The sequence below is a fragment of the Bacillus sp. AR8-1 genome, assembly GCF_008042345.1.
Classification (GTDB): Bacteria; Bacillota; Bacilli; order Bacillales; family Bacillaceae_G; genus Bacillus_A; species Bacillus_A cereus.
The window spans coordinates 170,725-193,884 of the sequence record NZ_QNUB01000009.1 but is presented as its reverse complement, the minus strand read 5'-3'; the positions used below and the strand labels follow the sequence as shown (position 1 = coordinate 193,884).

The following is a 23,160-nucleotide window of genomic DNA, read 5'->3' as shown; positions in this document are numbered from 1 at the left end:
TCGCACGTTTTATTATTCATGTAAAATTTCTTGATGGGATAAATTCAAAAGAAGTTTTGTAATAGTGGAGTGGCATGAAGTGACTTACAAGAATAGAAAGATAGCGTTAGTCATAATTAGTTGTATGATGATTATGAGTAGTTGTGCTAATAAATTTGTTGAAGATAGAAATCGAAAGCATACATTTGTACAAGCAAGTAAGGTTTTAGTAGAGACTGTAAATAGAATATATAAAAAGTAAAGGATGTTTTCTTATACGAAAACATCTTTTTTGTAGTTAAAATTGAATACTGAAGTTTTGGAATGAGTGAATACCAGTTCCATATTCACTAATCGCATATGTATTCTGTGCAATTTGTTTAACGGTAAACTAAGGGTCTTGAAGAATATTTATGTTCTATTTCACATCCTATAAAATGAATTTGTATAAACATATTCGCTTTTCGTTGTATTAAACCCTTTTGTTAGATGTTTTTATAAAAGTTTATAAAATGGGTAAACGAAACATTGAAATGTTTGTTTGCGTTGTGATAAGATGGTGAAGTGATAATAAACGTTATGCTGATTTGTTTGGTTTTAAATAAACATTTTAAAGGAGTGTTTAGTATGAGTGATATTTCAGAGAAGTTTTGGGATGCGTCAATAGAGGAATTAAAGAAAGGGTATGTGTTTGATGAAGAAAAAGAGGAGTACATTTGCTTAGCTTGTGGTGAAACATTTATTAAAGGTGTTATTTATCAAGATAATCAAATTTTGTATGAAGCAGAGAAGTTCGTCCAATTGCATATTCAAAATGAGCATACGTCTATGTTTGATTATTTGTTAAATATGGATAAGAAATTTACTGGTTTAACGGATTTACAAAAGAAAATGGTTCAGTTTTTCCATATGGGACTGAATGATAAAGAAATTGTAAAAGAAATGGATGGCGGAAGTACATCAACAATTCGTAATCATCGATTTACACTGCGAGAGAAAATGAAGCAAGCAAAAGTATTTTTAGCGCTAATGGAATTATCAGAAGAAAAATCAAAAGTACAAACGAAATTTGTGCCAATTCATAGAACAGCAACGATGGTGGATGATCGATACAATATTACGGAAGAAGAAAATGATGAAGTATTAAAAGCTCATTTTACAGAAGGATTAGATGGACCTCTCTCTAAATTTCCGAAGAAACAAAAGCGTAAATTAATTATATTGCGCCATTTAGTGAAGAAGTTTGATAGTAATAAAAAGTATACTGAAAAAGAAGTAAATACAGTGATAGAAAATGTATACCCTGATTTTGTAACATTAAGAAGATATTTAATCGAATATGGATTTTTAGATCGAACAGCCGATGGAAGTCAATATTGGGTGAAGTTATAATTATACGAAAAGAAAATGAATAGAGGCACAGTATTATAACAACTATACAAAGAGATAGAGATTGAAAATAGATGTTTAATAAAAGGAGAAATGAAATTTGAAACCACCTGCAGATAACAATAAAGAAGGTGCGGAGTCACATAAGTTGGAAAGTGAGAGTAAACCGATTTGGAAATCGATGTCGATGTTTTTAGTACCGTTATTATTAAGTAATGTACTACAATCAGTTGGACAATTATTTGGTATGGTAGTAGTAGGAAGGTGGCTTGGAGTTAATGATTTAGCGGCTATATCAGCATTCTTCCCATTATTTTTCTTGCTCGTTTCATTTGTAATTGGTATCGGTTCAGGAAGCTCTATTTTAATTGGTCAGGCGTTTGGTGCTAAAAACGAAGATCGTTTAAAAGCTATCGTTGGTACGACGTTGACGTTTACCTTTATTATTGGAGTTGTGTTGGCGATAATAGGCAGTATTTTTGCGATGGATATTATGCGTCTAATGGGAACGCCAGAAAATATTATTGAAATAAGTGTACATTATGCACGGATTTTATTTATATCGATGCCAGTATTATTTTTATATTTCGCATATACAACATTTATGAGAGGTACAGGAGATTCTAAAACGCCATTTTACTTTTTAATTGTAAGTACAGCGCTAAATATGATTTTATTACCAGTTCTTATTTTTGGATGGTTAGGAGCTCCGAAATTAGATGTGTATGGAGCGGCCTATGCATCTGTTATATCTACAGTTATTACGTTTATTGTCATGCTTGTGTATTTAAAGAAGAAAAATCACCCATTACAACTAGATGGCACGGTTAGAAAATACCTTCGAATGGATGGGGAGTTATTAAAGCTATTGCTAAGGCTCGGTATACCAGCAAGTATAAATATGATATTAGTATCATTATCTGAGATTGCCGTAATCGCATTTGTAAATCGTTACGGTTCGGATGCAACAGCTGCTTACGGCGTTGTGAATCAAGTTGCAAGTTATGTACAAATGCCAGCAGTTAGCCTTGGTATTACAGTTTCCATTTTTGCGGCACAATCGATTGGTGCGAATCAATTTGATCGATTGCAGAAAGTTGTGAAGGCTGGAATTATTATGAACTACGTCATCGGTGGTGTGTTAATATCTCTTATTTACTTATTCTCAAGAGACATCTTATCACTATTTTTAACGAGTCAAACTACAATTGAAATTGCTCATAGCTTAGTTATGATTACGTTATGGAGTTATTTAATTTTCGGTCATGCACAAATTATTAGTGCGACAATGCGAGCGAGCGGTACAGTACTTTGGCCAACTGTTATTGGAGTTGTTTCAATTTGGCTTGTAGAAGTACCCGTAGCATATTATCTTTCTTACCATACAAGTCTTGGAATAGAAGGCATTTGGATCGGGTATCCAGCAGCATTTATTGTCAGCTTAATATTACAGTATGCATATTATAAGCTTTCATGGCAAAAGAAACGAATTACACGATTAGTTAGTTAAATAGAAAAATGTCCCTAAGTTATTAGACTTAGGGACATTTTTTCGTAAGTTCAGGTTTATAAATAGCTTTTTAAAGTTATATCAAAATGTTGTCTAATGAGTGTTTTATCACTCATATAAAACTCCCACGCTTTTTCCGGTTCACCGATAATCTCAAAGGATTCTTCTGTAATATATAAAGCGCAATTATCCTCGAGTGCAATTCCTTCTATATTCCCTTGATGATTTTGTAAAAAGGAATGGAAGGCGTTCATTCTGTTTAATTGATTATAATGTGGACAAAATCTTTTATTAACAATCCCCCATCCGTTACTTTCTATATAACCAGAACCTTCATAATCTGATCGGATACTAGACGTGAACCAACACATAGCACCAGCGCTATAACCAGCAATAAGTGTTCCTTGTTGCAGAGCCAATAATAATTTTTCATCGAGTCTATGTTCTTTCCATTGCGTAAGCATGTGAATATAGTTCCCGCCACCTAGATAAATTAAATCGGCTGAATGAATCATCTCGTCTATTTCATACTTAGAAGGTGAATCTGTTGTAGTACGTAAAATTTGTACTTCGCAATGTAATTGTTTTTCAAACGTGTCTAAAAATAATTTTATATAGCTTTCATCATCATGACTAGCCGTTGGAATAAACAATATTTTTGGGTACTGTTTATTTGTTAATTCTATAAGGCGTTCATTAATAGGCAAGTGATTTGAATCTTGTAAATCACCGCCACCAATGACAGCTAATTTCATAGTAAAGCACCACCTAATCATTTTTGTTATATAAAAATTCGATAGAAGAGAGTTACATTCCTTCCGTAATGTAATCAATAATTAGAAAATATAGCTTAAGTATATCGGAATAGTAAAGAAACTACTGACTATATATACCAATGCATTAGAAACCATTCATTGATATATAATATTTCATACTAATGTTTCAAAATATGGAAAAAATATGTTTAAATAGATATAATGACGCATTCATTCATATTGAATTCATACTTATATTTTAAAAGGGTATCGGAAATAATAGCGATTTTCTAAAACAGTTTTTACTTTTAATAGGAAGTTTTATTACAATATGGTAAAATTATTTCAATATATTTATTTAATATGAAATACAAAGAAGGAGCGTGAAAAAAGTGGATTTTCGATTTGAATTTACAACGAAGCTGAAAGAATACTTAGACGATGAGAAGGATGAAAAAATAATAAAAGATGGACATAGAGATGTAATTTTTCACTATTTATATGCGTTAGAGACTGAAATTGGCGTTGTTAAAAATCCTAATTTTACTTTTTTTGCATCGGGAAGACGTTCACATATAGTGTTAGAAAACGTTGAATTTAAAACAGAAGTGAATGTGAAAAGTAATATAATCGAAATTGTAAAAATAGTGGATAATGTAGTTATTCCGTTAGATACTATCGTAGCGAAAGATCGGGAATTATTTGCCCTTGGGCGTAATGAGAAGTTTAGTGTACAAATATTAGAGCAGTACCTTTTTGATACATTTGGAGAAAAATTAGGTTTAAAATGAATGGAATAGCCTATGTATTTATAGGTAGTTAATTTTCGTATATATCATTTACGTTTGACCTTTCATTTAATTTATACTACAATTCGTAGTGTGAAAGGAGTTGTACAATGTTTACTCAAAACTATAAGTTAAATGAGCACGGGTTAAATCATTTCTTTGGACCGCTTGAAGCAAAAATTATGGAGATTGTTTGGTCTAGCGATGGTATTACGATTAAAGAAGTGCAGCAGAAATTAAGTGAAGAATCACCTGTGAATTTTAACACTGTTATGACAGTTATGAACAGGTTAGTAGAGAAATTACACTTAGAAAAACAGACTGTGAAAAGAAGTGGCATATATCGTGCTGTACAAACGAAAGAAGAATTCTTATCCAATCAAACGAAGAAAATGACACAGGAATTGATGGGGGAATTTGGAGATTTAGTTGTAAATCATATGTTAGATGAGTTAGAGCAGGCTGATCCGACTTTAATAAAAAAGTTAGAAGACAAATTGAGTCAGTTAAAAAAAGAGGATTAATGAAATGAAATGGCAAATGCGTAAAATCGTATTGTTAGCAGTAATTGTTAGTACCCTCTTTTTCAGCTTGTTACTGTATTACGTTACATATCCATTTCTGTTTCAAAATAAGATGTTCCTTCTTTCAAAATTTTGCTTGTTCCAGTTAGAAAAACATATGAAAGAATTATCGCTGATTCGTATAATAATCGCTGGATTATTATTACTTACTGTATTAATCGTGTGCAAAAGAATTTGGCGACAATTTTTCTATAGTAAAAAATTACAAAAAGTACTTATCCCTTTCATCCGAAAAGGAAAACAAATATATATATTGCCGACTACGGAAGTTGCGGCATTTACAATTGGGCTATTTCGTCCGAAAGTTGTCATGTCAGAAGGGATGCTTCAAACATTTTCAGATGAAGAAATGGATGCAATTATTTTCCATGAAGAATATCATCAAAAGAATTGGGATCCGCTAAAATTATTTTGTTTTACGCTATTAGCAGAAGGAATGATGTACATACCAATATTAAAAGGGTTGTTACAGCGATATCATACGTATCAGGAACTAGCTGCTGATAAATATGCGATGCAAAAAATGGAATCCTCACTTGAGTTAGGTAGCGCGTTATTAAAATTAATTAAAATAAAGACAATGGAAAATCGATGTGTTACAGCTTTATTTGCAAAAACAGCAATAAATTTACGAATCGAGCAAGTGTTAAATGAAAAGGTTGTTAAGCTTACTATTCCGTTACATACGAATTCGGTATATGTAACAGTAGGTTTATTCTGTATGTCGGTTGTACTTATTGTCGGAGAGTGCATATAGCCTCTTTTTTTTAGAATAAACACTACTCGTTGTAGTGTTTCAGGGGGAATAAAATGAATGCAGCAGATTTAACAATTTGGCTTGTGGCTGGGGCGGGAGTATTGTCATTTATATCACCGTGCTCTTTACCGCTATATCCATCTTATTTATCTTATATTACAGGTGTGTCTATTCAAGATTTAAAAGAAAATCGTGGGATTATGCAAAAATCAGCGATTATACATACAGTATTTTTTATGATCGGATTTTCGGTTATATTTTACGCGTTAGCTTTATCGGTAAGTTGGATTGGAATAACATTTTCATCTAACCAAAAATTGATTCAACAAATTGGTGGGATTTTTATTGTTTTAATGGGGCTATTTATGACGGGGTTGTTTCAGCCTAAGTGGCTTATGGCAGAGAAAAAGGTGCAGTATAAAAGTAAATCGACTGGATTTATTCGCTCGATTTTAGTCGGTATGACATATGCAGCGGGTTGGACGCCATGTGTTGGACCGATATTTTCAGCTGTACTCATGCTTGGCGCGACGAATCCTGAAGGGGCACTTCTTTATATTACAGCGTATACTCTTGGGTTTGCGGTTCCATTTTTCGTGATGGCATTCTTTATTGGGAAGGTAAAATGGATTGTTACATATGCCAATGTCATGATGAAAATTGGCGGTGGAATGATGATTGTAACGGGTATTTTATTGTATACAAATCAAATGACGAAAATTACAGCATTCTTTATTCGTCTATTCGGTGGATTTACAGGTTTTTAAAAATGAGGAGGAAGAAAAGTGAAGAAACTAATTGCTATTATACTAGTAGGTGCTCTCGTTTGGGCGGGGGTTAACTTTTATAATTCAAAGAAAGAAGAAAAGGAAAGAAAAGCAAAGCAAGCAGAGTTACAGGAGAAAGAAGTATTACCACAAGTCGGTTTTAAAGCACCTAGCATCACATTAAAAGGATTAGACGGAAAGTTGCAGTCGTTAAATGATGCTAAGGGAAAACCGTATATTATTAATTTTTGGGCATCATGGTGTGGACCGTGTGAAATGGAGGCACCTGATTTAGTTCATATGTATGATAAATATAAAAAGGATGTTGAAATTTTTGCGGTGAATGCAACTGTTAGTGACCCAGTACAAGAAGCAAGCGCATTTGCTAATCGCTATGGGTTTGAGTTTCCTGTTCTATTAGATATGGACGGAGTAGCTGGACTAGATTATAAAGTATTCTCTTTACCGACGACATTTTTTGTTAATAAAGATGGAATTATAGTAGATCATGTACGAGGTGTATTACCACCAGATCAATTAGAAAAGAAATTTAAGAAATTGATTGAGAATTAAAAGGAGATTTCGTGACGATGGAGTGGATCGTGAGGTTACAACCCATATCTCTTATAATTGGAAGTCTATTTGGATTTGTGTTGATGAAACGAAAGATGAGGCATCAAAATGTATCATATGAAAAAATGATGGATGCCGTAACAAATGCTTTTCTTATCATCGTATTTGTATGGAAGTTTGCACCATCAATTTTAAATCCTGTATGGGCCTTTGGGGTGCCAGTGCAAGCAATATTAGCTGTTGGAAGTATGCAACATATTGTAGTAGGATGCGTGATTGCGAGTGTATACATTGTTTGGAAAAGTAAAAAGGAGCAATTTTCGCTTCGTATTTTACTTGATGCATTGCCTTTTGGTCTGTGTGTGAGTATTATCTTTTATTTTCTATTACATCATGAAGTAGGTGCACAAACGACACTACCATGGGGAATGAAAATATATGAATCTAAACTTTTATATCACCCTATATTCGTATACGAGATCATCCTTGCTCTTTGTATAATGGGCTTGTTATGGATGAAAAATGAAAGGCTCGGAAATGGAAAGAATATAAGTGTTTTTCTAATTATTGAGGGGTTTGCTCAAATCATTATTTCGCTTGTTAGTGAACATAATTCGGTTCTGTTTGGTCTATCAGCACAGCAAATAATGAGCTTTTGTATTATTAGTTTAGGGATTTTGCTGGTACCGAAAAAATAAAAAATAGCCATGTACGAATATTCCCGTACATGGCTATTTTTTATTACATATATTAAAAAATCGGCGGCGCAGCAAATAATGAGCTTTTGTATTATTAGTTTAGGGATTTTGCTGGTACCGAAAAAATAAAAAATAGCCATGTACGAAGTACATGGCTATTTTTTATTACATATATTAAAAAATCGGCGGAGTAACAGAAAATAAGACTATCGCGTTTTTTTCAAAATGATTCACCCATTTATGCTTTAAATAAGCAGGTATCTTTACACTGTCGCCAGTTTCTAATACGTATTCTTCCTCATTTAAATATAATGTGATTTTCCCATCTAAGACAAATGCTAATTCTTCTCCTTTATGTTCTAGCACATTTTCTGATGAAGCTGTATTAGGCGGGACGGTCATAATTGCTGTTGCTAAATTTCCAGTGAAATCAGGTGAAAGCATTTCATATGATAAATTATCAATAATCATTTTCTTTCGTTTATGGGAACGTACAATTAAATCGTCTGTATTTGTATCTTCAAGTAAAAAGCTAAATGTTGGCACATCAAGAGCTTTAGCAAGCACTTTTAATGTTTGGATAGAAGGGTTAGCGGACCCGCGCTCAATTTGACTTAACATTGATGGTGTAATATCGGCCATCTTTGCTAGTTCTTTACTAGTTAAACCTTTTTCTTTTCTTTGTTTTTCAATTTTTTTACCAATATCTATATTTTCCATAATGAAAATCTCCTTAATAATTATTAAATTATATTTAAATAAATTAAATTAAAATTAACTTAATTGGATTGTTTGTGTTAAACTATATTAAAATTAATTTAATTATAATTTATTGTATGGTGAGCTACAAGGATATAAGGAGGAAACAAAATGAAAGAAATAGGGGCATTACAAGCAGAATACCCGTTAGTGAATAAACTTATTGCAACAGAAGAAGTATTTTGGATAAATCCAAACATAGAAAAGTATGAAACAGCAATAAAAGATACACCATTGAATGAAGAGAATGTAAAAGATGCAGAAGAGAGATTAAAGCGTTTTGCACCATATATTGCGAAAGTTTTTCCTGAAACGAAAGGGACGAACGGCATAATCGAATCACCTTTAGTGAAAATACCTTCTATGAAAGAAGCTTTAGAGACAAATTACAAGCAACCTATTTTAGGAGAATTATTATTAAAATGTGATAGTCATCTTCCGATATCAGGATCAATTAAAGCTAGGGGCGGCATTTATGAAGTGTTGAAACATGCTGAACAACTAGCTTTGCAGCACGGTATGTTAATAGAAGAAGATGATTATTCCATTTTAGATAGTGATACATGTAGAGAGTTTTTCTCGAAATATTCAATTGCAGTAGGTTCTACAGGGAATTTAGGACTTAGTATAGGGATTATGAGTGCGAATCTAGGTTTTAATGTAACTGTTCATATGTCAGCAGACGCAAAAGAATGGAAAAAAGATTTATTAAGAAGTAAAGGTGTAAACGTTATTGAGTATGAAGCTGATTATAGTAAAGCAGTAGAAGAGGGGCGTCAGCAAGCAGATGCCGATCCTAGCTGTTATTTTGTAGATGATGAAAACTCCCATGATTTATTTTTAGGATACGCAGTAGCAGCATCACGATTACAAAAGCAATTAGAAGAGTTAGAGATTGTAGTAGATGAAGAGCATCCTTTATTCGTTTACCTTCCGTGCGGGGTAGGAGGCGGACCTGGCGGCGTCGCATTTGGTTTAAAGTTATTGTATAAAGACAACGTGCACTGCTTCTTTGCGGAGCCTACGCACTCTCCATGCATGTTACTCGGTTTAATGACAGGACTTCATGATAAAATTGCTGTTCAAGATATCGGGATTGATAATGTAACAGACGCGGACGGACTAGCGGTAGGAAGGCCATCTGGATTTGTCGGTAAAACGATGGAACCATTTTTGAGTGGGAATTACACAGTAAGCGATGAAGAGTTATATAGATTGTTAAAAGAACTAGCTGATACGGAGAATATTTATTTAGAGCCTTCTGCACTAGCAGGTATGATAGGGCCAGTGAAAGTATGCAAAGAAGGTGAGTATTTACAAAAGCAACAGGTAACAGAGAAGGTGAAAAAAGGTACTCATATTGTGTGGGGAACGGGTGGAAGTATGGTTCCAAAAGATGTAATGAATGAGTATTATAGGAAAGGTTTGGAATTAACGGTATAAGAAAAATGAGGCTAGTTGTAGCCTCATTTTTTCATGTACATAAAAATCTTTGTTATTTTCACAATAGTTCTTTATAGTATATATAAAGGATAACAAATATTGAATAAATACAACAAAAAAGCTTTATTTTACATAATAAGAGGATGTGTATACGATGTCATTACAGACTAAATATATAGCGGGTATTTCGCTTGGGGTTATGGGTGTCGGCTTTGCGGCTTCTATCCCTTTTCAAGGAACGGTAGCTGGAGAGATTATACAAGGTGGATTTGAAGCTGGATTGGTTGGTGGACTTGCGGATTGGTTCGCGGTTACAGCTTTATTCCGTCATCCGATGGGAATACCAATTCCGCATACAGCTTTGTTACCTAAAAACCGTAAACGGGTAACGAAAGGACTCATTCATACGTTAGAAAATGAATGGCTGACGAAAGAAAGTATTACGAATAAAGTAAAAGAGATGCAGTTAGCACAAATGGTACTGCAAATTGCTGAGAGAGAAATGCAGTCTGATGCTGTGAAAAAGGGGATTGTAACGATTGCAGAGAAAGCAATTGTTACAATAGATACAGAAAAGTTAGCTGTTATTATTGAAAAAGAATTAAAAACATATTTGCATACAATTAATACAAGTAACATTTTACAAGTGCTTGTTGATCAATTAGTTGTGCAAGAATATGATGAAAAGACACTTGATTACATATTGGTGAAGGTAAAAGATTGGACAGCGCAAGATGAAGCTCGTTACCAGCTCGGTAGCTTAGGTATGAAGGCGATGGAAAATATAAAAGTAGATGGATTCTTGCAGTTTACTTTGAAATCATTTATGAATATTGTAGATGAAGATAAAATTGGCGGCATTTTGCAGAAGTTTATCATTAGTAATATTAACAGCTTACAAGAGGCTGATAATAGCACAAGACAACTTATATTAGCGAAGATTCGTCAAGAAATTATCAATGTAAAAGAAAATGAAGCCTTATTACAGGAATTAGAAAATTGGAAAGAAAAGTGGATTGCGAATTGGAATGCTACTGACAAAATAAAAGAGATGCTAGAGCAAGTACAACAAAGAGCAGTTGCTTTTGTAAATAATGAAGAATTTGCTGATAAATATGTTATTCCATTTTTACAAAAACAAATGAACAAAATAAAAGAAGATGAACAAACTGTTCAAAAAATAGAGGAGTGGTTACAAAAGCAAGTTGTTACACTTGTGGAAAAGAACCATTCGAAAATCGGTAAGCTTGTACAAGAAAATCTTGATAAGTTAGATGATAAAACGTTAATCGAAATGATTGAAAATAATGTCGGTAAAGATTTACAGTGGATCCGAGTAAACGGGGCGGTTTGCGGATTTATGATTGGATTAGTGTTAGAAGGAATTAAAGCGATTATATGAGAAAAACCTTCCGCAATTGCGGAAGGTTTTTTATTTTTCGAGAACACTCATATTCAAATTATAAGCTTTCTCAATATTTAACTTGTACGTCCCATTTCCAGTTTTAATCGAATTTTTATACCAATGTTCTTGGTTGTTTAATTCTGGATGTTCTTCTGAAGAAGTATTTTCGTTTTTCGTTAAATCTTCTACTTGTTCCCAAGGTGTGCTTCCATGTGTTTCTTTTTGATTTGTTACTGCTGTTAAAGATACATCACTCTCTTGTGCAAGATGGACAGACACTCTTGAGCTTTCCTGTACAAACCAATTATTTTGTAATTGACCTGGATAAAGAGATAGTTCGTTATTTGAAGCACGGATTTCCACATTTTTATTTTGCGGAAGAACAAGCGTTGGTTTCACCTGTGGTGCTGAATTAAATAACGTATGCTGAACAGGTAATGATTTTAAAGTGATATACATCGTTTCTCCAGCCGTTTGAACTGAAAGGAAATCATCTTGTTTTAAATTGAGTTTTTCATTTGCTTTCGTCGTCATTTCATAAGTTCCCAAAAGGTGAATTTGATTTGTATTATTTCCCTCTATCGTTAGAGGCTGATGACCTGCATCTACTACGATTTTTTTGATAGATTCAGGTATATCAAATTGTCCGTCTGGAATATTACTCGTTTGCCTCGTTGTGTTAATAGAGTGACGAACTTCTTCTAGTAATCCAGTTGATAATAAACAGTAAAAAGCAATTCCGACGCTTCCTAAAACACCGATAAAGAAAATACTAAAAATATCATATTTAATAAATGATTGTTCCTTCTTAGAAAATAGAAGGTATAGTAAAACTTCAGCTCCAAGTATGATAAGTAAAACTGGCCACCATGCAGTTAGTGTATCTAATACTTGAATTCCTTTTACGACTGAAAATAGTAAAAAGCATCCTAACGATATAATAGAAAGCCCCATTGAGAATGTTCCAACACGCCAAGTCCTCATTCGCTTGTCCCACCTTTGTTTTCTTTATTTCCAAGTAACAATTTAAAGCCGCCGCCAATTAAAAGGAGTGCAACGATAGATGTCTGGAAATAGCGATAATATAGTTCACTAAGATGAATATTAAATATAGTTACAAAATAATCATTCAAAATAGGAAGGACTGTTTGATTTAATAAATAATAACCACCGAGTGTAATTAATCCGATACCGATCCATCTTTGATGATTTATAAAATAATCGATAATGGGTTCGTCTTGTACTCGTTCTTTTCCGTATTTTGCTGTTTGCTGTAACGCATCAAAAAAGCTATAGAACCAAATGATTGGTACTAAAAATAAAAACGCAGAAAGTCTTAATAAGTCGAGTAAATAAATAGATAGTAAAAAGGCTGCCATAAGCTGAAGACCACGGCGTTGTAAACCTAAATACATATGACCTGCTCCAGGGAACATCGCTAAAATAGAAGCAAATGTTTTACTTTTCTTTCCTTGCTCTCGATGTTCTTCAAACTCTTCGAAAATAGTACGATCATCTAGTTGCTCGCCACGTTCTTTTTTCTGGAGTTGCTGAACAACATCGAAGAAATTGTAAATCCATAAAACAGGTAATGTAATAAGGAAGATAAGAAAACTTTCTTGCGATGTTAAAAGTGCAACGAAAATAATCATACTTCCGATTCCTGTGCAAGCTACTAAAAACGTAAGACCACGTTGCATAAGTCCTAATTGGAAATGGCCAAGTCCAGGGATGATAGATAGGAGAATGATATAAAATCGTTCGCTCTCTTTAGAGGAATTTATCAATTCTCCAGCTTCTTGTTTTTTCGTTTGTTTTATAATGGTGATAACTAAATCTAGTAAGTTAATTACCCATAGAACAGCTAGTAAAAATAGAGAAAGAAAAGCAATATCACGTTCTCTTACTACTATGGTACAGAATACTGCAAAGGAGAATAGAAATAAAGATCCTCCGCTATATAAAATAAACCGTCCTAGCTTTTTTAAGTATAAATGTCCAAGCCCAGGAATTAGCCCTAATACAAGTGCTAAAAAGGGGTTTTTATTCATGCTTTAAACCTCCGTCCTTTTTTGATGTATCTACCGATTTGTTTACAATTTGTTGTGAGATAGAAGACTCGTTATGTTTTGAAGATTTCTCGAAATTTGATGTCGCTGTAAAAATATATTGGAATAAACCACTTACCATAAAAATAATTGTAGCTGCAGTCGCAATTATGTAGTGAATAATTGTGCGTTTTAGTGAGTTTGTTTTTATATTTTCATTAGGTTGTAGCGTTTCAAAATTAATTTGCGTCATAACTTCGTTCGTAAATGAATCATCATTTATCATTGGAAGGTTTTCATGTTGTTCATCAATACTTTCCATATAAAGTGTTAAACAATGATCACATTCGTAAAGATGTTCTTCCATAGATTCACGTTCATTGCTTTCTATAAAATCTAATGTATAATTGCGCCAATCTTCTTTTGAATAATGCATCATAGAAACTCTTCCTCCTTCCAATGTTTTTTAATCCATTTTCGTGCCCGATACAGTTTCATTTCAACTGTTTTCACTTCGATGTTTTCCTGTAAAGCAATTTCTTGATAGCTTTTTTCTTCTAAGTAATGTGCGAGAACGACGTCACGGTAATTTTCCGGAAGTTCTCTCAGTTTTTGAGCGATGAGTAATTTTTGCTCTTTCGTCAATAATAAATCCTCAATATTATGAGAGGATTTTATATTTCCCTCAGTTTCTTTACATAAGGAGAGTTCTTCGTTTTCTCTAGCTTTCTTCCTCTTATAATCAATAGCGTGATTGGTGGCAATACGCGCCATCCACGTTTTTAATCCGCGAAATTGATAATTAGGGAGAGAGGCGTGAATTTTTACGAATACTTCTTGTGTAACATCTTTCGCATCTTCTTCATGTCTTAAAATAGAAAAGATAACTTGGAAAATATAATGACGATATGTTTGCACAAGGATACGAAAAGCATGTTCGCTTCCTTGTTGTGCTTTTTCAATTAATTGTTTTTCCTCAATGGGTCTCTCCCTCCTTTTTGACGCATTCTATTATATAGACGTAAAGAATGATAAGTCACCCTACACATTTTATAAAAAAAGAATAATATATTTTTTGTAGGAGAGCTAGATGAAAAAAGGTGTGAAAAAATGGTAAAGAGAAGTATATAATGAGCAAGTGGGAAATGTTACACGTAGAAAGGATGTGAATGTTAGTAGGAGGAAGGTCCATACTAACAAACATGAAAATTACAATATTGATAGCAGATGATAACTCTTTTATTAGAGAGGGCATGAAAATTATTTTAAATACATACGAAGAGTTTGAAGTAGTAGATACAGTAAATGATGGGAAGGAAGCAGTGGAGTATTGCAAAAAGAACGACGTTGATATCGCTCTATTAGATGTTCGCATGCCAAATATGAACGGGGTAGAGGCGACGAAATTCATTTGTGAAGAGACGAAAACAAAACCGCTTATTTTAACGACGTTTGATGATGATGAATATATTTTGGATGCAGTAAAAAACGGAGCTAAAGGTTATTTATTAAAAAATAACGATCCGGAGCGGATTCGTGATGCGATAAAAGGAGTATATAACGGTCAAACTGTTATGCAAGATGTTGTCCTCGATAAAATTAAGTCTAATTTAATGGAAAGTAAAGAGGAAGAATGTAAAATTGATAAGAGTCTTTTCACAGAAAGGGAGCTTAGTATTATCGCATTAATTGCAAAAGGTTTCTCAAATAAAGAAATTTCGAAACAGCTTTTTATATCTGAGGGAACAATTGCAAATTATATTACGTCAGTTTTAGGGAAAACTGGACTTGAACATCGCACACAAATTGCGATTTATTACTTAACAGGGAAAGTAGATTAATGATATGGAATTTTGGTTAACTGTAAGTAAATTAATTGTCTTTTTATATATTGTGTTTAGTTATATTTACGCAAATGTAGCAAATTTACCGTGGGTTATATTTACTTTACTTATTTACCTCTCTGTAAACGTAATGATTTCTATATTTAAAAAAGATACGTATAAAAAAATATTAATCTGTATGTCCATTGGCGTAGTTATGTTATTTACATGGAGGATTCATCCATTTTTTATTTTGTTTTTACCTTTGAACTTATACGAAATTATATTCTATTACATAGAAAAGAATTGGCCACGCTTTGTCATTATGATGCTCCCAATTACAATTGCAGATGAAAGTATTCGAATGACTTATGGATTAATTGTTGCATTTTCTTTTCTCGTTTTAACTATTGCAGATCGATATATATCGCGTGTAGTAAAGCTTGAATCGCAAAATGATAAGATGCGAAAAGATATGCAACGACTTACGAAAAGCTTACATGAAAATAAAGAGTACATAAGACAATCAGAATACACGTTTAAGCTAGAAGAGAGAAATCGGTTATCACAAGAAATTCATGATAAAATTGGCCACTCGATGACGGGTGCATTAATTCAAATGGAAGCAGCAAAAAGGTTAATGGAAATAGATAAAGAAAAATCTGCGGAGTTATTACAAAATGCAATTCACATTTCAAAAGATGGAATTGAAAGTATTCGCATTACATTAAAAAATATGAAGCCACCAACTGAGCAAATTGGCATTCATCGTATGAAATTATTCATAGAGGAATTTGCCGGTAAGAATGATGTGAATATTCCTTTTGTATACAAAGGGAACTTAGATATGATTTCTCCCATTCAGTGGAAAATTATCGGTGAGAATGTTACAGAAGCACTAACAAATGCAATGAAATATGCTGATGCGACAGTCATTTCTATAGATATTCATGTACTTAACAAGATGGTAAAGGTACAAGTGAAGGATAACGGAAAAGGGGTAGCTCTTGTTAAAAAAGGTCTCGGTATTATGGGGATGGAGGAGCGAACGGCGTCTGTAAACGGAAAAATTATTGTAGATGGGACAAGTGGTTTTTCAGTAACGATGTTGTTGCCAATATAAAGAGAATGGTACGAGGATGAACCATCTCATATGAAAAAAGTGAATATTCTCATGTGAAAAGAATGAACTTCTGCACTGAGCAGGTTCATTCTTTTTGTTTATACTAAAAGCAGAGAAACCGAAATAGGGGTGAAAATGATGAATACATTAGAAATTAAAAATTTAACGAAAAAATTTGGTGATTTCATCGCAGTTGATAATATGTCTTTATCTATTAAAGAAGGAGAAATATTTGGCTTTTTAGGATCAAATGGTGCTGGTAAGAGTACAACGATAAATATGATTGCTGGTTTGTTAAGAAGTAATGAAGGTGAAATTAGCATACTAGGAAAAAATATAAAGAAACATAATCGATTTGCAAAGATGAATATCGGTATTGTTCCACAAGATATTGCGATTTATGAAGAGTTAACTGCCTATGAAAATGTGAAATTCTTTGCTGGATTGTACGGATTACGAGGAGCTGAATTAAAAGCTAGGGTAGAGGAAGCTCTTCAATTTGTAGGACTTAGTGATAAACAGAAAAGCTATCCGAAGAACTTTTCTGGTGGGATGAAAAGAAGATTAAATATTGCTTGTGCAATTGCACATAGACCGAAGTTAATTATTATGGATGAACCGACAGTTGGAATTGATCCGCAGTCAAGGAACTATATTCTTCAGTCTGTCCGGAAGTTAAATGAAATGGGAAGCACTATTATTTACACGAGCCACTACATGGAAGAAGTAGAAGAGATTTGTACGAAAATCGCAATTGTCGACCACGGTAAAGTGATTGCAGAAGGTACGAAAGAACAGTTAAAAGCGATTATTACAGATACGAAAGATATTTGGATTGAAGTGAAGTCAGTAGAAAATTTAGATGTAGAAAAGTTAAAAGAGATAAACGGTGTGAAAGCTGTTCAGATTGAAGAGAACGTAATCAAGGTAAACTCGGATGCAGGATTAAATAATTTAAATCAAATTATTCAGCATTTCATTAATCATGACATTGAAATTCGTTCGTTAGAGGAGCAGGCTCCAAACTTAGAAACAGTATTTCTTACGTTAACCGGAAGAAACTTACGAGATAAATAAAAGGTAAATGAAGAAAAGGTAAAGGGAGGTTCATCAATTGAACATCTTCAATATTGCAATTATGCATATTAAAAGAGATTTCAGAGACGTAAGAACTTTAGTTTTTATGTTAGCATTTCCGATTGTGCTTATGCTTGTGTTAGGAACAGCGTTAACCAACGCATTTAATAGTGATAGTCATTCGATTAAAGATATACAAGTGCTATATAAAGATGAAGCGAGTAGCACGTTTTCTCAATCATTTGAAGCATTTACGAAAGAAGTGGATAAATCAGGTATTCATTTTAAAAAAGCTTCCGAAGGTATAGATGGGAAAGAAGAAGTGAAGAAAAATAAATATGCTGCTTATGTAGAGTTAAATAAAGATGGTGCAAAATTTTACGGAAGTGACAAAAGTAGTATTGAGGGGAGTATTGTGGAAGGAATGCTTACAACATTTGTTGATAAGTACAATGTAGCGGTCGAAGTTGCAAAAGTAGATCCTACTAAGGTGAGCACAGTTATTTCAAACGAAAATCATAATGATTATATAAAAGAAACATCCTTACAAGCTACGAAAAAACCAGGTTCTATGGATTACTATGCGGTTGTAATGACAACGATGATTGCACTATATGCTGCGATGGGAGCGAGTTCTTTAATTCGAGGAGAACGAATACGTAAAACAGGAGATCGTCTCATTGCTGCACCTATAAGTAAAGCTGAAATATTCATTGGAAAAGTACTTGGTAGCCTAGTAGCAAATGCCCTGTGCATATTACTCGTCATGTTATTTAGTAAATTTGTTTTTCAAGCGAATTGGGGCGACCATCTTGGAATCATATTTCTTATTTTATTAACACAAGTCTTTCTAGCAATTAGCTTCGGTTTAGGAATCGGATATATTACGAAAACAGCTGAAGCGTCTAGGGCAATTATTATGGTTGTTGTGCAATTAGCTTCTATTTTTGGAGGTGCATATTTCGTAATAGAAGAAAATTTCGTTACGAACTTATCACCATTAACTTGGGCAAATACAGCTGTTATGAAAATTATTTATGCAAATGATGTAGGGGCAGCATTATCAGTCATTTCTTTAAACCTTGGAATTTCAGCACTCTTTTTATTAATTGCAATTATTGCATTACGTAGACGGGAGGGGCTATAGTATGAAGGATATTTTATGGCTCATACAAAAAACGTTATCTGTGCTTTTGAAAAATAAAAAAAGTTTACTCATTATAATTAGCTTGCCGATAATAGGGACGCTCATTTCCTTCTCGATATATGGAAATGCAGGGCAAGGAACGTTAAATATCGGGATTGTAAATAAAGAAAATGAGCCGATAACAAATGATACGATAAAGTTTTTAGAAGGATTAAATCATGTGAATGTGAGTAAGGTTAAGGAGTCTGAAGTAGAAGATAAACTCACTTCCAAAAAACTTGATGGAGTTATTACATTGGATTCTGGTTTTTCAAAAAGTGTTCGAGAAGGGAAACCAGAGCATATTGAAATTTCATCGATTAAAGGTGATCAAGTAACAGGATTTATAAAATCATATTTATATAATTATATTGATAATATAGCAGCTATTAGTAAAGTAGCAGGAACAGATCAAAGTACATTCGACAATATGTACGCAGGGTATCAAAAAGGTTCATTTAAAATGAAAACTGAGACGCTAGAAGATACTTCGAAAAATAAAGATATGACAAATCAAACGATGGGTTACCTTATTATGTTTATGCTGTTTTCAGCAGCTAACTTATCAGGTCATATTTTAAAAGAAAAAGAGAATAGAACGTACTTTAGACTATTATCAACGCCGATAGATGGGAAGAAGTTCATATTATCTAATGTCGGGGTAAATATGATAATACTAACAGTACAAATTTTGATTACAATCCTATTCCTGACGAATGTTTTTCATACGGATATCAATATGTCTTTCATAGTGATGATGGGCGTACTAATGCTATTTGCATTAATCGCAATTGGAATATCATTAGTCCTTGTAGCTTTTTCGAAAAACTCAGCATCGGCAAATGCGATGCAAAATATGATCATTGTACCAACATGCTTACTTGCGGGATGTTATTTCCCATATGATATTATGCCAAGTGCAGTACAAAAAGTAGCTAATTTTCTTCCGCAGCGCTGGTTGTTAGATACGATATCAAAACTACAGCAGGGAATACCATTCTCGGAGTTGTATTTAAACATTTTAATTTTATTCGCTTTCGCAATTGCATTCTTCTTAATTGCGATTTATAAGTTTGGAAGAAATAATGATGCGAGAAATTTTGTTTAATGTGAAAAGGTGTGGCTTAATGCCATACCTTTTTTGTTTGAAATTTAGAGTATCTTTTGTAGTATAGGAATGCTTTTGTAGAGCACTTCGTTATGTGAAGCATGCAAAACATATTTATTTCCATCTAGAAGAAAAACGCTATGTAGAACAGCGTTACCGTCACCATGTTTTGTAAGTAAATCACCGACGACTTTGCCGTCTGTCCATTTCAGTTTGGAATGTGAAGGGACGACTTGTAAATATTGAGTTGTTTCCTCTCCATCTCCGGCAATGAGTGTCGTTTCAATATTTCTTTTTTGTATAATAAATCTATTTGTATTTAATATATCGAGGAAAGGGTTTTTCGTTTTCATCGTACTATAAGGAAGAAATGTAATAGAAGAGTCAGATCTTATAAATAAATAATTTCCGTAATTTTTACAAGGAATAACATCTTGTAATCCTGGAAAGTAAATGTGTATCGCCTCAACTTTATTCATTTTATGTAAGATGCTTAAGTAACAAATATATTGTTCTATATAAAAATGAACGATATTTATTTTAGCAGAGGCATGAAAAGGGAGACTACCTCCAGTCCAATAACTATAATTGGGTGGAGATCCAGCGTTTGGTGTGCAGAGTATTATAAGCTGATTCACATCATTTTTATATTCATCACTTTGAACGTAAGAACGTCCAAGAAGCCCGCCCATACTATGACAAATTAGATTTAGTTTATCGCAACCTGTCATTTTTTTAGCATAGGCAATCGTTTGTAATAAATATTTTTGTGTAGAAAAAACAATACGCTGCCGCCAGTCATAAAAACAGATGAACAAGTTTTTATTTCGTTCGTAGCCCATACTTTCTAGCATCATGATGAATGGTTCGTAAACAAATGCAGAAAGTCCAAAACTCCAATTACCAGTGCCGGGAATAATAATATTGCTCATTGAACCGAAAAGACCTGGGATAAAAACAATAGGAGTTTTTCCTTTTCTCATATTCGTATCTCCTTTAACTGTTTAGTATCAATAAAAATAAGAAATACATTTCGTATGAAAACATATTTAAATGAAACACTACGAAATAGTAAGGAATATGATTGGAAGGAAACCAAAATGATTAAAAAAATATTAAGAGTTACTTCTATTATTATTGCTATTTTCGTTTTTATTTTAATTTGGATGCATATCGATGTTACCTTAGGTAGGAAAATGGAAGCTGGGGAAAACATGCCGACAGAGTATGCGCCTCATTATAGTGATTTTCAATTATATGTAGAAGGGAAATCATTATATGAGCAGCTATTTGAAGATATTAAAAAAGCGAAAAGCTCCATCTACACTTATTTCTTCATTTTGTCGGATGATAAAAGTAGTCATACTTTTTTAAACTTATTAAAAGAGAAGGCAAAAGAAGGAGTAAACGTCTATTTATCAGTTGATCGCATGAATGATTTATCATTTGAAAGAAAGATGATAAATGAATTGAGGGAAAGTGGTGTGCATTTTACATATAGTAGAAAACCTGCATTGCCATTCGGATTTTATTCACTTCACCATCGTAATCATCGCCGTATTACGACGATTGATGGGGAGATTGGCTATACAGGCGGATTTAATATAGGAGATGAGTACTTAGGGAAAGATAAGCGATTTGGATATTGGCGTGATTATCATGTACGGCTTAAAGGAGAAGGAGCAAAAGATTTAGAAGAGCAGTTTGCTTTAGATTGGAAACGAGATACGAAAGAAGAGATAAAGAGGAGTACGAATAAAGCAAGTAAAGGGAATACATTACATACTATGACTAGTTACAATGGGCATTACGTTGCTGAAAAATATATAGAGCTCATAAAACAAGCTCAACACTCCATTGTAATTGCAACGCCGTATTTTATAGCAAAAAATAAAGAATCTATGAATGCTTTAATCGCAGCACAAAAGCGTGGTGTTACAGTAAAAATACTTTGGTCATATAAACCAGATCTACCTCTTATAAAAGAAGCGGCGTATCCATACATACGTCAAGCTGTTAATAATGGGATTACTGTATATGGGTATAAAAAAGGAATGTTCCATGGTAAATTAATGCTTATTGATAATGAATTAACCGTTATTGGTACAACAAACTTTACTTCGCGTAGCTTCAACATAAATGATGAAATGAATTTTTATATTTATGGTGGTCCTATTGTAGGACAAGTTAATAAGGCATTAACAGAGGATTTTCATGATTCGAAAGAAATGACGAAAGAGTTTTTTGAAAAGTTATCTTTTTGGGAGCGTTGTAAGGAGAAAGTAGCGGGATTGGTTGAGTTCTATTTGTGATGATGGATTAGGAAAGGGTGCCTACAAAAGGCACCCTTTTTGGTGGGAAATCATTATTTTTCATGCACCAGCATCGTAACATCATCATTGATCAACGTCCCCACATGTTCGCCTAAACATATTTTCTTCATGACCCCAGGCTCATCAAAGTTAAAGACATGCGTTGGTAAATTGTAGTCTCTGGCAAGCAGTAATGCCGCTTGATCCATGACTTGTATATTTTGTCTAACGACATCATTATAGTTTAGTTTGCTGTACATTTTTGCTGATTTATTATGCTTTGGATCACTTGTAAAGACGCCATCTACCCCTTGTTTTGCGACTAATATGGCATCACTATTCATCTCGATGGCTCTTTGTACACTTGGATAATCTGTTGTCACGAACGGTTGGCCGTTTCCGCCTCCAAAGATAACGATATAGCCGTTATCTAAATGGTGGACTGCACGCAAGCGAATGTATGGTTCAGCTACTGCATTAAATGGAATGGAAGTCATAACGCGTACTTCTCTATTTGTTTTACTTGTTAAAACACCGCGAAGCATTAAGCTGTTAATGATTGTACCTAACGTACCGATATTATCAGCTTCCACGCGATCAATTCCCCACTCTTCAGCTAGATGCCCCCTAAAAATGTTACCGCCACCGATGACGATGGATACTTCGATACCTAAATCAACAATAGATAAAATTTCGTTTGCGATATGTTCTAATCGTTTGGAGTTAAAGCTATTTCCAGTTTGATCGGCAAGTGCACCGCCGCTTAATTTAATTAAGACACGTTTATATGGTCTCATAACAATTCCCCCTATATAGATCGCAATAAAAAAGGAACAAAGGCGAATGCCTTTGTTCCTTTTTAAGAAAATGAAAAAGAAAAGAAGAAGATAGGACGAATTGCTTTGTATAGTTTTTCATAACATCCACTCCTTTTCATTTTGATTTGTTTTAAGTATATATCTTTTTGATTATACGAAACAATCTGATTACTTATCAAGTTTATTTTATCGTTTTTTAACAAAATGGTGTCAATGAAAAAAAGAAGAAAAATATTTGAATTTTTTGTGACGAACTTG

General features: G+C 33.5%; 25 protein-coding genes. 17 read left to right on the top strand and 8 right to left on the bottom strand.

Features of this window, described 5'->3' with window-relative positions; all coding sequences use genetic code 11:
- Positions 1–79 precede the first annotated feature (79 nt).
- The 3 genes from DN400_RS29325 (at position 80) to DN400_RS06405 (ending at position 2,878) form a co-directional block, all read left to right on the top strand.
- The gene (locus DN400_RS29325; protein ID WP_000221432.1) at positions 80–241 is read left to right on the top strand and encodes a hypothetical protein; all 162 of its coding nucleotides are present in this window, start codon (positions 80–82) and stop codon (positions 239–241) included.
- Between the two features lie 365 nt (positions 242–606).
- Positions 607–1,371, top strand: coding sequence for a DUF2087 domain-containing protein (locus DN400_RS06410; protein WP_001280271.1), 765 nt, complete (start codon positions 607–609; stop codon positions 1,369–1,371).
- 97 nt (positions 1,372–1,468) lie between these two features.
- Positions 1,469–2,878, top strand: a complete 1,410-nt coding sequence (locus tag DN400_RS06405; protein ID WP_000804127.1) for an MATE family efflux transporter — start codon at positions 1,469–1,471, stop codon at positions 2,876–2,878.
- A 56-nt stretch (positions 2,879–2,934) separates the two neighbouring features.
- On the opposite strand, the gene DN400_RS06400 is transcribed toward DN400_RS06405, so the two are convergent.
- Positions 2,935–3,633, bottom strand: a complete 699-nt coding sequence (locus DN400_RS06400) for a peptidase E (RefSeq protein WP_000762116.1) — start codon at positions 3,631–3,633, stop codon at positions 2,935–2,937.
- Between the two features lie 392 nt (positions 3,634–4,025).
- Here DN400_RS06400 and DN400_RS06395 point away from each other — a divergent pair, with 392 nt between their 5' ends.
- The 6 genes from DN400_RS06395 to DN400_RS06370 all read left to right on the top strand — a co-directional run bounded on the left by DN400_RS06395 (position 4,026) and on the right by DN400_RS06370 (position 7,800).
- Positions 4,026–4,424, top strand: coding sequence for a DUF3942 family protein (locus DN400_RS06395; protein WP_000347529.1), 399 nt, complete (start codon positions 4,026–4,028; stop codon positions 4,422–4,424).
- 107 nt (positions 4,425–4,531) lie between these two features.
- Positions 4,532–4,945, top strand: a complete 414-nt coding sequence (locus DN400_RS06390; RefSeq protein ID WP_000495052.1) for a BlaI/MecI/CopY family transcriptional regulator — start codon at positions 4,532–4,534, stop codon at positions 4,943–4,945.
- A 4-nt stretch (positions 4,946–4,949) separates the two neighbouring features.
- A complete protein-coding gene (locus DN400_RS06385; protein ID WP_065228601.1) occupies positions 4,950–5,762 on the top strand; it encodes a M56 family metallopeptidase in 813 nt (270 codons plus the stop codon).
- 53 nt (positions 5,763–5,815) lie between these two features.
- Positions 5,816–6,529: a cytochrome c-type biogenesis protein CcdA gene (ccdA, locus tag DN400_RS06380; RefSeq protein ID WP_098255798.1), complete on the top strand. Its 714-nt coding sequence runs from the start codon at positions 5,816–5,818 to the stop codon at positions 6,527–6,529.
- 18 nt (positions 6,530–6,547) lie between these two features.
- Positions 6,548–7,102: a TlpA family protein disulfide reductase gene (locus DN400_RS06375; protein WP_000733187.1), complete on the top strand. Its 555-nt coding sequence runs from the start codon at positions 6,548–6,550 to the stop codon at positions 7,100–7,102.
- A gap of 17 nt (positions 7,103–7,119) precedes the next feature.
- On the top strand, positions 7,120–7,800 hold the full coding sequence (locus tag DN400_RS06370; RefSeq protein ID WP_098255797.1) for a prolipoprotein diacylglyceryl transferase family protein: 681 nt from the start codon (positions 7,120–7,122) through the stop codon (positions 7,798–7,800).
- 174 nt (positions 7,801–7,974) lie between these two features.
- On the opposite strand, the gene DN400_RS06360 is transcribed toward DN400_RS06370, so the two are convergent.
- Positions 7,975–8,520, bottom strand: coding sequence for a helix-turn-helix domain-containing protein (locus tag DN400_RS06360; protein WP_000427637.1), 546 nt, complete (start codon positions 8,518–8,520; stop codon positions 7,975–7,977).
- A gap of 150 nt (positions 8,521–8,670) precedes the next feature.
- Here DN400_RS06360 and DN400_RS06355 point away from each other — a divergent pair, with 150 nt between their 5' ends.
- A complete protein-coding gene (locus DN400_RS06355; protein ID WP_065228605.1) occupies positions 8,671–10,002 on the top strand; it encodes a D-serine ammonia-lyase in 1,332 nt (443 codons plus the stop codon).
- Positions 10,003–10,156: 154 nt separating this feature from the next.
- Entirely contained in the window at positions 10,157–11,404 is a 1,248-nt protein-coding gene (locus DN400_RS06350) for a DUF445 domain-containing protein (RefSeq protein WP_000058308.1), read from the top strand.
- 30 nt (positions 11,405–11,434) lie between these two features.
- Here the strand turns inward: DN400_RS06350 and exsE are convergent, their stop codons facing one another.
- Genes exsE through DN400_RS06330 form a run of 4 tightly spaced genes read right to left on the bottom strand, consistent with a single transcriptional unit; the run spans position 11,435 to position 14,373 of the window.
- Positions 11,435–12,391 carry an exosporium protein ExsE gene (gene exsE / locus DN400_RS06345; protein ID WP_001261423.1) on the bottom strand — a complete coding sequence of 319 codons (957 nt, stop codon included), beginning with the start codon at positions 12,389–12,391 and terminating at the stop codon, positions 11,435–11,437.
- The gene (locus DN400_RS06340) at positions 12,388–13,458 is read right to left on the bottom strand and encodes a hypothetical protein (protein ID WP_001039116.1); all 1,071 of its coding nucleotides are present in this window, start codon (positions 13,456–13,458) and stop codon (positions 12,388–12,390) included. Before DN400_RS06340 ends, exsE begins: the two co-directional genes overlap by 4 nt.
- Complete coding sequence (locus tag DN400_RS06335; protein WP_065228606.1) at positions 13,451–13,894, bottom strand: hypothetical protein; 444 nt, start codon at positions 13,892–13,894, stop codon at positions 13,451–13,453. The genes DN400_RS06340 and DN400_RS06335 overlap by 8 nt, the downstream gene beginning before the upstream one ends.
- Positions 13,891–14,373, bottom strand: coding sequence for an RNA polymerase sigma factor (locus DN400_RS06330; RefSeq protein ID WP_232339738.1), 483 nt, complete (start codon positions 14,371–14,373; stop codon positions 13,891–13,893). Before DN400_RS06330 ends, DN400_RS06335 begins: the two co-directional genes overlap by 4 nt.
- Positions 14,374–14,657: 284 nt before the next feature.
- Between DN400_RS06330 and DN400_RS06320 the strand changes: the two genes are divergently transcribed.
- From DN400_RS06320 to DN400_RS06300, 5 genes are all read left to right on the top strand, one after another.
- A complete protein-coding gene (locus tag DN400_RS06320; RefSeq protein ID WP_000704780.1) occupies positions 14,658–15,296 on the top strand; it encodes a response regulator transcription factor in 639 nt (212 codons plus the stop codon).
- 4 nt (positions 15,297–15,300) lie between these two features.
- Complete coding sequence (locus DN400_RS06315; protein WP_000397686.1) at positions 15,301–16,401, top strand: sensor histidine kinase; 1,101 nt, start codon at positions 15,301–15,303, stop codon at positions 16,399–16,401.
- A 138-nt stretch (positions 16,402–16,539) separates the two neighbouring features.
- Entirely contained in the window at positions 16,540–17,478 is a 939-nt protein-coding gene (locus DN400_RS06310; RefSeq protein ID WP_001093820.1) for an ABC transporter ATP-binding protein, read from the top strand.
- A 37-nt stretch (positions 17,479–17,515) separates the two neighbouring features.
- Positions 17,516–18,625 (top strand): ABC transporter permease, encoded by a 1,110-nt coding sequence (locus DN400_RS06305; protein ID WP_065228607.1) that lies wholly within the window; start codon positions 17,516–17,518, stop codon positions 18,623–18,625.
- A 1-nt stretch (position 18,626) separates the two neighbouring features.
- Positions 18,627–19,772 carry an ABC transporter permease gene (locus DN400_RS06300; protein WP_000651886.1) on the top strand — a complete coding sequence of 382 codons (1,146 nt, stop codon included), beginning with the start codon at positions 18,627–18,629 and terminating at the stop codon, positions 19,770–19,772.
- Positions 19,773–19,816: 44 nt separating this feature from the next.
- On the opposite strand, the gene DN400_RS06295 is transcribed toward DN400_RS06300, so the two are convergent.
- A complete protein-coding gene (locus tag DN400_RS06295) occupies positions 19,817–20,755 on the bottom strand; it encodes an esterase/lipase family protein (protein WP_065228608.1) in 939 nt (312 codons plus the stop codon).
- Positions 20,756–20,872: 117 nt separating this feature from the next.
- Here DN400_RS06295 and cls point away from each other — a divergent pair, with 117 nt between their 5' ends.
- On the top strand, positions 20,873–22,084 hold the full coding sequence (gene cls, locus DN400_RS06290; RefSeq protein WP_065228755.1) for a cardiolipin synthase: 1,212 nt from the start codon (positions 20,873–20,875) through the stop codon (positions 22,082–22,084).
- A gap of 53 nt (positions 22,085–22,137) precedes the next feature.
- On the opposite strand, the gene pyrH is transcribed toward cls, so the two are convergent.
- Entirely contained in the window at positions 22,138–22,881 is a 744-nt protein-coding gene (pyrH, locus tag DN400_RS06285; RefSeq protein ID WP_001248061.1) for a UMP kinase, read from the bottom strand.
- Between the last annotated feature and the right edge of the window lie 279 nt (positions 22,882–23,160).